Below are 13,145 nucleotides of genomic sequence, written 5' to 3'. Positions count from 1 at the left end.
CGGATGACCACCGCAGTGGACTCGGCAGCCCTGGACGAGATGTTCGCGGCCATTGAGCGGATGAACGTGCCCGCGGACTACCGCGTGGAGATCGTCGAGGGGGAGATCGTCATGAACCCGCAGCGCAAGGTCCACTCGGTGATCATCCGGAAGCTGACGCAATCACTGGAAGACGCCTTCGGCAGGGACGCCACCATCCTGTGGGACGTGCGGATCGACTTCCCCGGAGTGCTCAACGGATACGTGCCCGACGTGGCGTACATCGCAGAGGGCGCGGAGGAAGACGAGCACGGCAACCACGACTACCGGGATGTCCAGTTGATCGCCGAGGTCGTCTCGCGCGGCAGCCGCCGGGACGACTACGACGCCAAGCTGAAGGTGTACGCCGAGGCCGGCGTGCCGACGTATGTCATCGCCGATCCGAAGACGGGCCTGGTGCACGTCTTCCACGCGCCGCGCGACGGCGTGTACACGGACGAGTCGACCTACACCTTCGGCACCAAGTTCACGCTGCCGTTCCCGGACGTCACGATCGACACCGCCAAGTGGCCCCGCGACTGACCCGCAGGGCCGTCCGCCCGCGTCAGTCCACGCTGATCGCGTCCAGCTTCGCCCGCAGGTACACGTGCGAGTCCACCGGCTCGTACGCCACCCGCCCCTTCGGCGCGGGCAGGGAGGCCACGCGGGTGCCCGGGTCGCACTCGTAGAAGTACACCAGCGACATCAGCTCCTCGGACGGCGCGTCGAGCGGCGGCGGCAGCACGCGGTGCCGTCCGGAGCGCCAGCGGTCGCCGGTCCAGCGGGCCATCAGGTCGCCGATGTTGACGGTCAGACCGTCCGGGTGCCAGGGGGCGTCCTCCCAGCCGCGCGCGTCGGTGTACACCTGGAGTCCGCCGCGACCCTGCTGGCGGTCGAGCACGGTGACCGTGCCGAAGTCGGTGTGCGGGCCGATGCGAAACTGGCCGGGCTGCGGCGCGCCGACCCGGTCGGTGCCCGGATACCAGTTGATGTTGAAGCCCCAGGTGGGGTGCCCGGTGTGGCGGGTGAAGAAGTCCAGCGGCTCGCCGAGGGCGGCGGCCAGCAGCTCCAGCAGCTCGTCCGACAGCTCCCGCATCCGCGCCAGGTAGGCGGCGGCCAGCCGGCGCAGGCCGGGGACCTCCTCGGGCCACACGTTCGGCCGGAACCACTCCTCGTCCACCGCCGGGACGCCCGTCGGCTCCTCCGCGGCGCACGACCAGGACTCCTTGAGGTCGGGCGGGGTGTGCGTGCCCTCCGCGTACCCGTTCGCCTCCGCACCCGGCCCCAGCCAGCCGCGGCCGCCCACCCGCACCGCGTACGGCTCCTTCACGGCCGCCGGCAGGTGGAAGAACGCGCGCGCCGCGTCGCGGATGCCGCTGCGCAGCGACGGGTCCACGCCGTGCCCGGTGACCAGCAGGAAACCGGCCGTCTGGAGCGCGCGGTCGACCGTGCGGGCGATCTCCCCGCGGGCGGCCAAACCGCCGGTCCGCCACGGCGTGAGGTCGATGGTGGGGACGGTGGGGGTGGTCGTCTCGCTCATGCGCCCTCCGCCGCGAGTCCGGCCTGCGGCTCGGCGGCCGCCGTCGCGAGCACGGCCCGCGCGTGCGGTTCTTCGTTACGCCGCTGCCGCGGCGGCATCAGGTCCATGACCCCAGCCTTCCCCGCCGGGGGCGCCGGGGCAACGCGGCGGGGTCAGGGGTTCAGCGGCGGCTCACCGCTCTGCACAGCGGTGACGAACGAGGACCACGCCGGGGTCGGGAACACGAGGGCGGGGCCGTCGGGGTTCTTGCTGTCCCGTATGGGGACGGCGCCGGGGTAACCGTCGGCGACCTCGACGCATTCGGCTCCCTGACCGTTGCTGTAGCTCGACTTGCGCCAGGAGACCAGGGCGGACGCGTCGCTGATTCGCTCAGCCATCATTGCCGTACTCTTTCCGGTAAGCGCGGATAAGCTCCAGGCTCTCGTCCTTGGGCAGCGCCTTGGAACGCACCACGTCGAAGAGTTGCGTCAGTTCGAGAACCCCGTCGGGCGACTTCACGATGTCCCCGGACGCGAAGCTCTCGACGTAGCCGAGTGTATCGCCCCTGGCTCCAGTGTCAGGAGCACCAGGGAACCGCCCAGCATGGAGTGCTCGCCCCGGGAGAACGGGAGCACCTGGACCTCGACGTGCGGGGGTTCGGACAGCCGGAGCACGGTGTCGAGTTGCTCCACCATGGCGCCCTTTCCTCCTATCGGCCTTTTCAGGGCTGCTTCGTCCATAATCGCCCAGTAAAAGGGCGGATCGTCGCGCTCGAAGACGTGCTTGCGGTCCATGCGGGTGTCCACCAGAGAATCCACCCTTCCTCCGGTCTCCTTCGGGCACGACGCGCGGATCAGCGCCCGCGCGTAGGCTTCCGTCTGGAGCAGTCCGGGGATGACGCTGCTGCTGAACACCTGGATGCGGGTGGCCTTCGCCTCGTTGCGCAGGATCTCCCGGCCGTAATTGGGAACGGGCGAGTCCTGCGCCATCCTCAGGAGGTCGGTGAACAGGTCTCTCGTGCCGAAGTGCTTGTCCAGCGCTGTGGCCAGGGCTGATGACGGAAGTTGGTGCCCCATTTCCACCCGGCTGATGTAACTGGCCGGGTATCCGACCTGCTCCCCGAGCCCGCGCAGGGACAGTTCGGCGTCGTCCCTCATGCGGGACAGGTTCTTGCCGATCAGCATCGGCGGAGTGATTTTGCCGTCGTTCGGATACGATTCCATGTCCTCGGACCAACCTCCTGTCGCCCGCCAACTCCCCGTGCAGTGCAGGGTGGTTGGCCATGGATTGGCTGTGTGGCCGAGTGTGCCGGACGGGAGCGGGAGCCGCAGTCCCCCGGAAGGGTGTATGTTCCGCCGCCGGGTGGCCGGTGTTTCCAGGACTCCGGCCGTCCGGTCGCTGCGGGGTGGCGGGCCGGGCTCAGTAGTCGGTGGGGCTACTGGATGCGCGGGAGTCGATGAAGCACCGGGAGACCAGGTCGACCGAGATCAGCGGCTCGTGAGTGTCGTAGCCCTTCATCCAGATGATCAACGCTCCAGTGTGGGTCTTCAAATGAACGGCTTCGATTTCCAGGTCTTTGTTCTTGCTGGAGTTCGGGCCGTACTTGATGATCTTCCAGCCCTGGTCCGGGAGTCGGGAGAACAGGTTCTTCATTCCCTTCTCCAGGACATCGTCGCCCACCCCGTACACGGACCACGGGTGATCCACGGATCGGTACTTTGATTCGACGGTGTCGTACCCGCAGTAGCCGGTCGCGGGGCCTGGTTCTGCAACCTTCCCCTTGATCTGCATAAGGTCAAGGAGCTCGCTGGAAAGTGAGCCAACTTCCTCTTCGACTTGCCGACTGTCGCGTACCTTGAGCTTGTATCCAAGGTCGCCGGAATCGTTCATGGCGGAACACCCCATGGTCAACGCGAGAGCGCCGCAGAGTGCCATGCCGGTCCAGGTCCGCTTACTGCTCGTTCGAGAAGTCCGGAAACCAGGGGATGCCTGACTCTTCAAACTGGCCGACAAATTGTTGCCATGCTCTTCCCGGTAGGCGCACTGCCCTCCGGGCTCCGATTCCATCACGCGCCCACCAAATTCTCTGCCGACTGGTATGGTCGAACTGTGGTGAAGGGTCGCCTCAGTATTCCTCTACAGTTTTTCCTTCGGGGACCTGAAAGCAGGCTGATGCAAGATGCGCGTAGATCATCGAAACGCCCTCGGGTTTGGCTTTCCTGCTCTCGTCATAGAGGTAGATGCGGACCGAGAACTCTTTTTGGGTGGAATCGGCTTTTAGTGCAAGGCTTCTGCTGGGGCTCTGGTCCGGGCCGTATTTGGTGACCTTCCAGCCCTTTTTGGGCATCTCCTCTCTGAGGCGTGTCATGGCCTGCCTCAAATCTTCGACCGGAACCTCAGCCACGGACCAAGGGTGATGGATGACGTAGTATTTCTCCGAGTCCTTCTCGCCGCAAAGTGCGACTCCCGGACCAGGCTCGCTTACCTTGCCGCGAAGATTGATGATTTCCAGGATCTGGCTGGAGAGCTCTTGCGCCTCTTTTTCGACATCGTGGACCTCTCGGGTCTTCGGTGCGTCGCCCGGATCATTTGAGTTCTCCACCGAACACCCCGTCAGTGTGGTCATGACCGTCAGAGACAGCAGGGCGGCAAGGTACGCCATCAATTCAGGTCGGTATCGAAAGCGATTATTCGGCATGGGTGACCCTGTCGTAGCGCCCGGCAATCACCCTTGCCTGATTGAGCAAACTATCCGAATCTTCTTTCCAGTACTCGCTGTGTCCTGACGTGTTTGTGCGCATCTGAACCGCCCCAAATTCCTCATCGCTGGGGATAACGCCGATGGCGCGCATTATGATTCTGCCGTCTTTTATTTCCCACTGGTTTCCGCTGTGGAATTCTCGGCCCAATTCGGGCACCGAGTCGCTTCCGGCTTCCTCGTTCCACACATGCCCCTTGGGAACGTCCATCGCCTCGGCGCTGTCGACCTGCACGCCTGGACTGCCCGCGAAGACCACGTCATCCGCATGCAGATCACCCTGGCGCGCGGCGGAGCCGATGAGTGTCGTCCCGTAGCTGTGGCCGACTACCGTGGTATGGCCCGCCGATCCAGGTTCGTGGGAGGCGTGGAGACCATCCACGAATCGGTTGAAGGCGGGGGCGCCGTCGTTGGCGTAATGGCTGAAAGTAGCATCTTTGAGTACGTCGTCCGGCGCGTCATAGCCGAGCCAGGCAATGGTCGAGACGCTCTGACCATGCGCCAGGGGAGCGGCAGCCTGCCACAGGTTTTTCGTACGTTCCAGGCTTCCGTGGATGCCGCTGAGATCTGAGCCGGTGCCAGGCACGTAGACCGCCGTGTGGTCGGCTTTGTCGGGGTTCCCAGTGGCAATGATCGCGCGCCCGTCCTTTTTCGGGTCGAACCCCAACAGGTAAGCCTCCGGCAACCCATGTCGACCGGTCTCATCGAAGCGGTCCCGGATGGCCTGCATCCCCTTGAGCCCAGCCTGGAGCCGGTCGATCCTGTCGCCGTACTTTTTGTGCCACGCCGTCCACTCGTCGGTGTGCACCTTGACCGGGTAACGCCCTGCGGTGATGGTTGTCCACTTGTTCGTGGGCTCCGGGGGATCGCGTTCAGTTGTATCTGGTACGAGGCGTGTTGTTCGTCCAGCACCATGCGGTTGGCCTCGTCGCGGACGTCTGCCGGGAGGCCGTCCAAAGCGCCGATATTCTCTGGAAACAGCGCGACGTATTCGGCTCTCTGCTCCTTGGACAGCCCTCTCCACCACGCCGCGTTCTCTTGCGGGCTCCTGCCCTTGGGAATGTCCTTCAGGCGCAGATAGTCCCCTGCCGCCTTCCGGACCGAGGCCGTGTCCCGCTGGGCGTCGGCCCAGTCCGCGTCGGAGACGGTCAGGTCGTCGTCGGCTGCCAGCTTCCGCAGTTGCGGGGCCCACCTCTGGTCGGCCTCGGTGGCCTCGCGTACGGCCTCGGCTATGCGGTCGGCGCACTCCAGCGCGTGGGCGTGGTTCGGGTTGGGGTCGACGGCGCCCGCCTGGCGGGCGATGGCGTTGGCCAGGTCGTCGGTCGGTCCGGTGATCGGGTCCGACCCGCCGGGTGCGCCGCCTCTGGCTGTGCCGCCCTGCACGGGCTTGCCGTCGTCGCCCTTGCCTGCCGCCGGGTAGCTGACCGAGCCGTCGGCGCCGACGGTGAACCGCCGGGCCTCGGCTTCGTGGAGCGCCGCGTCGAGCTTCCTCTTGGCCGCCCGCATGTCGGAGGCGAACGCGTTGAGGGCGGTGCTCATCAGGCCGCACTCGGTCTGCACATAGTGGAAGTTCTGGGCCAGCTCGCGGAGCTGCGCCACGGCCGCGTCCACCGCCGCGCCCGCCAGGGTTTTCCGTAAGCGCGCGCTGATCTGGTTTTCGATGGTGTCCTTGGCGTGACCGGCCATGTCGCTGGTCGTCCGGTATCCGTCCGCCGCGCTCTCGAACGCGGCGGGTCGCAGGGCCCTGAGGGTCGCGAGGTCCATCGCTCAGGTCACCGGTCCCTGCTCTGGCCGCCGACGGCCGGAGTGTCCTGGTAGCCGCCGCCCAGCGTGCGGAACGCGTCGGCGGTGGCCTGGTCGTTGGCGTCCTGCGCCCGGCCCGTCTTCGCAAGCTGCTCGCGCAGCGCGCCGCACCTGCGGCCGACGTCCTCCAGGTAGCGCTTCCAGGAGTCGTACACCTTCGCCTGGGCCGCGGCGCTTTCGACCCCGCCGTGGCTGCCGCCGCCCAGCCCCTGCTGCTTCAGCTCCAGCTCGGTCCGTGCCTTCCGCACGTTCCCCTGGAGGGCGCCGACACCGTTCCCCGCCGCGTTCCACGCGGCCTGGTCCGACTTGAGCCGGTCCGAGCCGCCGGAACCCCACGCCGGTTTCCCATCCGTGGCGGAAGTCGACATGTCCCCCTCTTCTGAGATGCCTCACACTCCGTGGTGACGACAGACAAGAGTCCCACACAGGGCTCCTGTCGTGTTGTCATGCCCTTGGTGATTTCCTGCGTGTCTCGCGGGTGGCGGACCGTAAGCCGCCTTCAGGTTCGGTCCCGGGCCGTCCGAGCGGCCCGCGCCCCGCTCCTCGGTGCACGGCAGCCCCAACGCCGGTCCGGGCCGCAGGGGCCTGAGCGACTTTCGCGTGGGGGTCAGGTCTAGAACTGACTGATGGCCAGAGGAAGCAGCAACACCAGCAGCACGCTGCCGGCGCAGCCCACCCGAAAGCCGCCTCGGGGAAGGACCATGCCGACCGCTGTCGCCAGCAGGGTGACCGGCACCGCGCATGCGACGAGCACCAGCATCAAGCGCAAGTGTGGCGTGTCGCCGTGGTCCTGGCAGGAGTCGCAGGCGATGGAGGACGACAGGGATTCGTATATTGCTCCGTAGGTGCTGATCGCCAGCGTTCCCACCAAAAGGAACACAAGCCAGACCCAGCCGAGGGCGTTGCGCCGGACCCAGGGGCGTAAAGCCCGGGGCGCGGGGTCGCGATCAGATTCGGTGTCGGTTTGCTTCACGTGATGGACGTTATGGAAGCCCGTCACCGGCCGGTATCCGCTCTCGTACTCAGATTCCCCGGCATGCGCAGTGGGGGAGGGCATCGTGCGCTCGGGTGTCCGGGCCTGGTATGCGGCGGCCGACGCCTGGCCCGGTTGCGGTGACCGCCGGTCACGGCCCCGGTTCATACGCGCGGTTCGCGCCGGGTGGTCCGGGGCGGGGGCCCTCGCGCGGTCCCGTACGGACTACGCCCGTCAGCCCGACGGCGGCGTCTCCTCCGGGCCGTCCTGGGCGCGGCCCGACCGCTCCCCTTCCCGGCCGGTGGCCTCCCGGCCGGTCGCCTCGCGCTCCGCCGCCTCGCCGTCCCGCGCCGTCTTCGCCGCCTCGTCCAGCGACCTCAGGAACTCCGGGTTGTCGTCCGGCGCCACCCACACCGGCCGCCCCGCCCCCCGCCCGCGCTCGCCGCCGCGCCGTCCGCCGGCCGTCAGCCAGGCCACCGCACCCACCACCGGCAGCAGCAGCACGCACGCCGCCCACACCGGCTTGGGGAGATGGCGCACATTCCGCTCGTCGGCCGTGACGCAGTCGACGAACGCGTAGACCACGAGCGCCAGCGGGATCAGGATCATCAGCAGTCGGGGCAGCATGCGGGGCGCCTCCTCCGCTCGGTGTTTCACGGGCCTCCGCCGCACGGCCCCCGGTGACTCACCCAGGGTAGTGCGTAGCCGATACTGGGACCCATGGCCTACGACGATCTTCGCGCGTTTCTGCGGGCGCTGGAGCGCGAGGGTGACCTCAAGCGCGTCACCGTCGAGACCGACCCGCACCTGGAGATCGGCGAGATCACCGACCGCGTGAACAAGGCGGGCGGGCCCGCGCTGCTGTTCGAGAACGTCAAGGGCGCGGCCATGCCGCTGGCCATGAACGTCTTCGGCACCGACCGCCGCCTGCTCAAGGCGCTGGGGCTGGCCTCGTACGACGAGATCGCCGAGAAGATCGGCGCGCTGGTCAAGCCGGAGCTGCCGCAGGGCTTCGGCGGGCTGCGGGAGGCGTTCGGGAAGCTCGGCAGCATGACGCACGTGCCGCCGAAGAAGGTGCCGCAGAAGGCGAAGGACGCGCCCGTGCGGGAGGTGGTCCTGAAGGGCGACGAGGTGGACCTGGAGGCGCTGCCCGCGCTGTTCACCTGGCCCGAGGACGGCGGCTCGTTCTTCAACCTGGGCCTGACCCACACCAAGCACCCGGTCACCGGCGCGCGCAACCTCGGGCTGTACCGGCTCCAGCGGCACGACCGGCGCACCATCGGCATGCACTGGCAGATCCACAAGGACAGCCGCAACCACTACCAGGTGGCCGCCGCGCGCGGTGAGCGGCTGCCGGTCGCGGTGGCCTTCGGCGCGCCGCCGGCCGTGACGTACGCGGCCACCGCGCCGCTGCCCGGCGACATCGACGAGTACCTGTTCGCCGGGTTCGTGCAGGGCAAGCGGGTGGAGCTGGTCGACTGCGAGACGGTGCCGCTCCAGGTCCCGGCGCGCGCCGAGGTGGTCATCGAGGGCTGGCTGGAGCCGGGCCGGATGCTGCCGGAGGGGCCGTTCGGCGACCACACCGGCTTCTACACGCCGCAGGAGCCGTTCCCCGCGCTGACCATCGACTGCGTGACGATGCGGCGGCGGCCGCTGCTCCAGTCGATCGTCGTGGGCCGGCCGCCGACCGAGGACGGGCCGCTGGGCCGGGCCACCGAGCGGTTCTTCCTGCCCCTGCTGAAGATCATCATCCCGGACATCGTGGACTACCACCTGCCCGAGGCGGGCGGCTTCCACAACTGCGCGATCGTCTCGATCGACAAGAAGTACCCCAAGCACGCGCAGAAGGTCATGCACGCCATCTGGGGCGCGCACATGATGTCGCTGACCAAGCTGATCGTCGTGGTCGACGCCGACTGCGACGTGCACGACCTGCACGAGGTGTCCTGGCGCGCGCTGGGCAACACCGACTACGGCCGCGACCTGACCGTGGTCGAGGGCCCGGTCGACCACCTCGACCACGCCTCCTACCAGCAGTTCTGGGGCGGCAAGGCGGGCATCGACGCGACCGCGAAGTGGCCCGAGGAGGGCTACACGCGCGACGGCGGCTGGCCGCGCATGGTGCGCTCCGATCCGGAGACGGCCGAGCGTGTGAACGCGCGATGGAGGGAGTACGGGCTGTGAACCGCGACGTCGATCCCGGGTACGGCGGGCCCGCGGCGTGCCGTACGGGCCGGGCGGCCGGGCCGGTGGGTACGGCGGCCGTCCGCCTGCGTGCGGCGGGCCTCCACGCGCGTGATGCGGCGTACGGGCCGGTGCGCTGATGTCGGCCGCCGAAGGGGTCCTGGGCCCCGGGCCCGCGCAGCCGGGCGGACGGGTCCGCACCTTCCTGCGCGTGGTGATGATCGAGCACTCGGTCTTCGCGCTGCCCTTCGCCTACATCGCCGCGCTCACCGCCATGCACCTGTGGGACGCCAACGTGCACTGGGGCCGGCTGCTGCTGGTCACCGTGGCCATGGTGGGCCTGCGCACCTTCGCCATGGCGTGCAACCGGATCATCGACCGCGAGATCGACGCCCGCAACCCGCGCACCGCCGGCCGCGAGCTGGTCACCGGCGCCATGTCCGTACGCTCCGCGTGGACCGGCGCGCTGCTCGCGCTCACCGTCTTCCTCGGCGCGGCGGCGCTGCTCGGGCCGCTGTGCCTGGCCCTGGCGCCCGTCGCCGTCGTGCCGATGGTCGTCTACCCGTACGGCAAGCGCTTCACGGACTTCCCGCACGCCATCCTCGGCCTCGCCCAGGCCATGGGCCCGGTCGGCGCCTGGATAGCGGTCTCGGGGGAGTGGTCGTGGGACGCGGTGATCCTGGGCGTGGCGGTCGGTGTGTGGATCGGCGGCTTCGACCTGATCTTCGCCTGCCAGGACGTGGCGGCCGACCGCGCGCACGGCGTGAAGTCCGTCCCGGCCCGCTTCGGCGTCGCGGCGGCGCTGTACGGGGCGCGGGCCTGCCACGTGGTGACGACGCTGCTGCTGGTGTGGTTCGCCGGGGCGACGGGCGCCGGGTTCTTCTTCTGGGCGGGCCTGGTGGTGGTGGCGTCGGCGTTCGTCTACGAGCACTCGATCGTCCGGCCGGACGACCTGTCCCGCCTGAACCGCGCGTTCTTCACGGTCAACGGCTTCATCGGCATCGCGCTGTTCGCCTGCGCCCTGCTGGACCTGCTGGCCCGGGGCCTGACGCTGTGACCTCGCGGCCCGGATAGGCTCGGAGTCGTGGACCCGCCGCTCACCCCGCACGCGTACGAGCGCCGGCGTCCGGCGGCGGACGCGCCGGACGCGTCGGACGCCGGCCGGCGTCGGCCCTGGGTGGTCGGCGTGTCCGGCGCGTCCGGGACGCCGTACGCCGCCGCCGTGCTGCGCGCGCTGCTGCACGCCGGCGAGCCGGTCGACCTGGTGATCAGCCGCGCGTCGCGGCTGACCCTGCTGGACGAGACGGGCGCCGCCTTCCGCGACGCGCACTGGCGCGCGGACCTGCGCCGCTGGCTCGCACGCGGCGCCGACGGCTCGCCCGACGCGTTCGCCGCCTTCACGGGCGACGCGGACCTGTCCAACGTGCGCTACTGGGCGGCGGGCGACCTGGCCGCCGGCCCGTCCTCCGGCTCGTACCCGGCCCGCGGAATGATCGTCGTACCGGCGAGTACGGCGTGTGTGGCCGGGGTGGCGCTCGGCCTGTCCAAGGACCTGCTGCAGCGGGCCGCGAGCGTGACGCTGAAGGAGCGGCGCAGGCTGGTGGTCGTGGTACGGGAAACGCCGCTGAGCGGGCAGACGCTGCGGGCGCTGGTGTCCCTGGACGAGGCGGGCGCGGTGGTCCTGCCGGCGTCTCCGGCCTTCTACGCGGGGGCGACGACCGCGCAGGACCTGGTCGACTTCGTGGCAGGCCGCGCGCTGGACGCGGCGGGCGTGTCGCACAAGCTGTACCGGCGCTGGTCCGGGGAGCTGGGCGGCGCGGACCCGGCCCGGCCGTACGGGCCCGGAGACGCGGAGGGGCCGCAGGGCTCAGGCGGCCACCGGGAGCCGTGACGCGCGGCCGGTCAGGGCCGGAACCTTTGGGGAAAGGCTGACGGAATGCAGGATTTCGGCCCCTGGTGCCTTAAGTTCTAGAAGCGAACCCGGGAATCCGCTGAGTGATGGAAGGCGCACGGGCATATGGACGCGGTGGACAGGCAGCTCATCCAGGCTCTGCGGGAGAACGGCAGGGCCTCGTACGCGGAGCTGGGCAGGCTCGTCGGCCTGTCCGGGCCGAGCGTCACGGACCGGATCAACCGCCTGGAGGCGGCCGGGGTCATCACCGGCTACCGCGCCACCGTGAACGCCGCGTCGCTCGGCCTCGGCGTCACCGCCCTCATCGGCATCCAGCTGTCCGACGCCACCGACCACGAGGAGGTCGCGCAGCGGCTGCGGGACGTGGCGGAGATCGAGGACTGCTGGTTCATCGCGGGCGACGACTCGTACATGCTCAAGGTGCGGGTGACGGACGTGGACGGCCTGGAGGGGACCATCCGGCGGCTGTCGGGCACCAAGGGCGTCTCCCGGACCCGTACGACGATCGTGTTGTCCACCAAGTGGGAGAACCGGGTCGGCGAACTTCCCGAGGACGCCTAGGCGTACGCTCGGGTGGAAGCCGGGCGCGGGCGACGGCTTACGGTCAGCGAGGGCGACAGGAGGCGGCCGCATGGACGCGGGACTCAAGCGGGAGCTGGAGGAGAAGGTCCGCGCGGGCGAGCGGCTGTCGCGCGAGGACGGCCTCGCGCTGTACGCGTCGGACGACCTGGCGTGGCTCGGCGGCCTGGCCCACCAGGTGCGCACCCGGCTCAACGGCGACGTGGTGCACTTCAACGTCAACCGCCACCTGAACATGACGAACGTGTGCACCGCCTCCTGCGCCTACTGCTCCTTCCAGCGCAAGCCGGGCGAGAAGGACGCGTACACGATGCGCATCGAGGAGGCCGTCCGCCTGGCCAAGGCGATGGAGAACGACAACCTCACCGAGCTGCACATCGTCAACGGCCTGCACCCCACCCTCCCCTGGCGCTACTACCCGCGGTCGCTGCGGGCGCTGAAGGAGGCGCTGCCGCAGGTGTCGCTGAAGGCGTTCACCGCCACCGAGATCCACCACTTCGAGAAGATCTCCGGCCTGCCCGCCGCCGACATCCTCGACGAGCTGATCGACGCCGGGCTCGAATCGCTCACCGGGGGCGGCGCGGAGATCTTCGACTGGGAGGTCCGGCAGCACATCGTGGACCACGCCACCCACTGGGAGGACTGGTCGCGCATCCACCGGCTCGCCCACGCCAAGGGTCTGAAGACGCCGTGCACGATGCTCTACGGGCACATCGAGGAGCCCCGGCACCGGGTGGACCACGTGCTGCGGCTGCGCGAGCTGCAGGACGAGACCGGCGGCTTCCAGGTCTTCATCCCGCTGCGCTACCAGCACGACTTCGTGGACGTGAAGGACGGCAAGGTCCGCAACCGGCTCCAGGCCCGTACGACGATGGCCACCGGCGCCGAGGCGCTGCGCACGTTCGCCGTCTCCCGGCTGCTGTTCGACAACGTGCCGCACGTGAAGGTCTTCTGGGTCATGCACGGCGTACGGACCGCGCAGCTCGCCCTGAGCCACGGCGCGGACGACATGGACGGGTCGGTGGTCGAGTACAAGATCACCCACGACGCGGACAACTACGGCACGCCGAACAAGCTGACCCGCGAGGACCTGCTGGAGCTGATCCGGGAGGCGGGCTTCCGGCCGGTGGAGCGCAACACGCGCTACGAGGTCATCCGCGAGTACGCGGGCCCGGACCCGGCGCTGCGGGAGTCGCCGCAGCCGATGCGGGTCTGAGCCCGGCGACGCGGCCGGGCTCAGGGCCGCGGGCCGGGCTCGGCGGGCCCGTGCCTGCCCTGGGCCCGGCCCGGGGCCGCGCAGACCTGTTCTGGCCGTGCGGCTGCCGTCCCGGGCCCGCACTCTTCCGCGCGGGCGCCGGGCCTGGCCGGGGCCGGGGCGGCCCCTGGGCCCGGCCCGCAC

Annotated in this window: 16 protein-coding genes; 6 read left to right on the top strand and 10 right to left on the bottom strand. The window is 69.4% G+C overall.

Features of this window, described 5'->3' with window-relative positions:
* Nucleotides 1-3 precede the first annotated feature (3 nt).
* The gene (locus RKE29_RS05490) at nucleotides 4-561 is read left to right on the top strand and encodes a Uma2 family endonuclease (RefSeq protein ID WP_312003893.1); all 558 of its coding nucleotides are present in this window, start codon (nucleotides 4-6) and stop codon (nucleotides 559-561) included.
* Nucleotides 562-583: 22 nt separating this feature from the next.
* On the opposite strand, the gene RKE29_RS05485 is transcribed toward RKE29_RS05490, so the two are convergent.
* The 10 genes from RKE29_RS05485 to RKE29_RS05440 form a co-directional block, all read right to left on the bottom strand.
* Entirely contained in the window at nucleotides 584-1,558 is a 975-nt protein-coding gene (locus RKE29_RS05485; protein WP_312003892.1) for a 2-oxoglutarate and iron-dependent oxygenase domain-containing protein, read from the bottom strand.
* Nucleotides 1,559-1,710: 152 nt separating this feature from the next.
* Nucleotides 1,711-1,935, bottom strand: coding sequence for a DUF397 domain-containing protein (locus RKE29_RS05480; RefSeq protein ID WP_312003891.1), 225 nt, complete (start codon nucleotides 1,933-1,935; stop codon nucleotides 1,711-1,713).
* Nucleotides 1,928-2,056, bottom strand: coding sequence for a hypothetical protein (locus RKE29_RS05475; protein ID WP_312003890.1), 129 nt, complete (start codon nucleotides 2,054-2,056; stop codon nucleotides 1,928-1,930). Before RKE29_RS05475 ends, RKE29_RS05480 begins: the two co-directional genes overlap by 8 nt.
* On the bottom strand, nucleotides 2,053-2,760 hold the full coding sequence (locus RKE29_RS05470; protein ID WP_312003889.1) for a helix-turn-helix transcriptional regulator: 708 nt from the start codon (nucleotides 2,758-2,760) through the stop codon (nucleotides 2,053-2,055). The genes RKE29_RS05475 and RKE29_RS05470 overlap by 4 nt, the downstream gene beginning before the upstream one ends.
* A 196-nt stretch (nucleotides 2,761-2,956) precedes the next feature.
* The gene (locus tag RKE29_RS05465; protein ID WP_312003887.1) at nucleotides 2,957-3,427 is read right to left on the bottom strand and encodes a hypothetical protein; all 471 of its coding nucleotides are present in this window, start codon (nucleotides 3,425-3,427) and stop codon (nucleotides 2,957-2,959) included.
* Nucleotides 3,428-3,662: 235 nt separating this feature from the next.
* Nucleotides 3,663-4,199, bottom strand: coding sequence for a hypothetical protein (locus tag RKE29_RS05460; protein WP_312003886.1), 537 nt, complete (start codon nucleotides 4,197-4,199; stop codon nucleotides 3,663-3,665).
* Between the two features lie 25 nt (nucleotides 4,200-4,224).
* On the bottom strand, nucleotides 4,225-5,103 hold the full coding sequence (locus RKE29_RS05455) for an alpha/beta hydrolase (RefSeq protein WP_312003885.1): 879 nt from the start codon (nucleotides 5,101-5,103) through the stop codon (nucleotides 4,225-4,227).
* Nucleotides 5,104-6,067: 964 nt separating this feature from the next.
* Nucleotides 6,068-6,466 carry a hypothetical protein gene (locus RKE29_RS05450; protein WP_312003884.1) on the bottom strand — a complete coding sequence of 133 codons (399 nt, stop codon included), beginning with the start codon at nucleotides 6,464-6,466 and terminating at the stop codon, nucleotides 6,068-6,070.
* A 245-nt stretch (nucleotides 6,467-6,711) separates the two neighbouring features.
* Nucleotides 6,712-7,071, bottom strand: coding sequence for a hypothetical protein (locus tag RKE29_RS05445; RefSeq protein ID WP_312003883.1), 360 nt, complete (start codon nucleotides 7,069-7,071; stop codon nucleotides 6,712-6,714).
* 234 nt (nucleotides 7,072-7,305) lie between these two features.
* The gene (locus tag RKE29_RS05440) at nucleotides 7,306-7,698 is read right to left on the bottom strand and encodes a PLD nuclease N-terminal domain-containing protein (protein ID WP_312003882.1); all 393 of its coding nucleotides are present in this window, start codon (nucleotides 7,696-7,698) and stop codon (nucleotides 7,306-7,308) included.
* A gap of 93 nt (nucleotides 7,699-7,791) precedes the next feature.
* Here RKE29_RS05440 and RKE29_RS05435 point away from each other — a divergent pair, with 93 nt between their 5' ends.
* The 5 genes from RKE29_RS05435 (at nucleotide 7,792) to mqnE (ending at nucleotide 12,962) form a co-directional block, all read left to right on the top strand.
* Nucleotides 7,792-9,255: a menaquinone biosynthesis decarboxylase gene (locus RKE29_RS05435; RefSeq protein ID WP_312003881.1), complete on the top strand. Its 1,464-nt coding sequence runs from the start codon at nucleotides 7,792-7,794 to the stop codon at nucleotides 9,253-9,255.
* A gap of 139 nt (nucleotides 9,256-9,394) precedes the next feature.
* Nucleotides 9,395-10,312, top strand: coding sequence for a menaquinone biosynthesis prenyltransferase MqnP (gene mqnP, locus RKE29_RS05430; protein ID WP_312003880.1), 918 nt, complete (start codon nucleotides 9,395-9,397; stop codon nucleotides 10,310-10,312).
* A 120-nt stretch (nucleotides 10,313-10,432) separates the two neighbouring features.
* Nucleotides 10,433-11,146 (top strand): UbiX family flavin prenyltransferase, encoded by a 714-nt coding sequence (locus tag RKE29_RS05425; protein WP_312003914.1) that lies wholly within the window; start codon nucleotides 10,433-10,435, stop codon nucleotides 11,144-11,146.
* A gap of 126 nt (nucleotides 11,147-11,272) precedes the next feature.
* Nucleotides 11,273-11,728 carry an Lrp/AsnC family transcriptional regulator gene (locus tag RKE29_RS05420; RefSeq protein ID WP_312003879.1) on the top strand — a complete coding sequence of 152 codons (456 nt, stop codon included), beginning with the start codon at nucleotides 11,273-11,275 and terminating at the stop codon, nucleotides 11,726-11,728.
* Nucleotides 11,729-11,798: 70 nt separating this feature from the next.
* Complete coding sequence (gene mqnE / locus RKE29_RS05415) at nucleotides 11,799-12,962, top strand: aminofutalosine synthase MqnE (RefSeq protein ID WP_312003878.1); 1,164 nt, start codon at nucleotides 11,799-11,801, stop codon at nucleotides 12,960-12,962.
* Nucleotides 12,963-13,145 lie beyond the last annotated feature (183 nt).

Origin of the sequence: Streptomyces sp. B1866 (genome assembly GCF_031932565.1) — a bacterium.
Lineage (GTDB): Bacteria > Actinomycetota > Actinomycetes > Streptomycetales > Streptomycetaceae > Streptomyces.
This window is presented reverse-complemented; position numbering and strand designations above follow the sequence as displayed.

What these genes read in the sequence shown, in the direction of transcription:
- mqnE (WP_312003878.1), top strand. Translation starts at nt 11,799, where the DNA reads ATGGACGCGGGACTCAAGCGGGAGCTGGAGGAGAAGGTCCGCGCGGGC.
- RKE29_RS05470 (WP_312003889.1), bottom strand. Translation starts at nt 2,760, where the DNA reads ATGGAATCGTATCCGAACGACGGCAAAATCACTCCGCCGATGCTGATC.
- mqnP (WP_312003880.1), top strand. Translation starts at nt 9,395, where the DNA reads ATGTCGGCCGCCGAAGGGGTCCTGGGCCCCGGGCCCGCGCAGCCGGGC.
- RKE29_RS05485 (WP_312003892.1), bottom strand. Translation starts at nt 1,558, where the DNA reads ATGAGCGAGACGACCACCCCCACCGTCCCCACCATCGACCTCACGCCG.
- RKE29_RS05420 (WP_312003879.1), top strand. Translation starts at nt 11,273, where the DNA reads ATGGACGCGGTGGACAGGCAGCTCATCCAGGCTCTGCGGGAGAACGGC.
- RKE29_RS05435 (WP_312003881.1), top strand. Translation starts at nt 7,792, where the DNA reads ATGGCCTACGACGATCTTCGCGCGTTTCTGCGGGCGCTGGAGCGCGAG.
- RKE29_RS05480 (WP_312003891.1), bottom strand. Translation starts at nt 1,935, where the DNA reads ATGGCTGAGCGAATCAGCGACGCGTCCGCCCTGGTCTCCTGGCGCAAG.
- RKE29_RS05460 (WP_312003886.1), bottom strand. Translation starts at nt 4,199, where the DNA reads ATGGCGTACCTTGCCGCCCTGCTGTCTCTGACGGTCATGACCACACTG.
- RKE29_RS05490 (WP_312003893.1), top strand. Translation starts at nt 4, where the DNA reads ATGACCACCGCAGTGGACTCGGCAGCCCTGGACGAGATGTTCGCGGCC.
- RKE29_RS05450 (WP_312003884.1), bottom strand. Translation starts at nt 6,466, where the DNA reads ATGTCGACTTCCGCCACGGATGGGAAACCGGCGTGGGGTTCCGGCGGC.
- RKE29_RS05440 (WP_312003882.1), bottom strand. Translation starts at nt 7,698, where the DNA reads ATGCTGCCCCGACTGCTGATGATCCTGATCCCGCTGGCGCTCGTGGTC.
- RKE29_RS05465 (WP_312003887.1), bottom strand. Translation starts at nt 3,427, where the DNA reads ATGAACGATTCCGGCGACCTTGGATACAAGCTCAAGGTACGCGACAGT.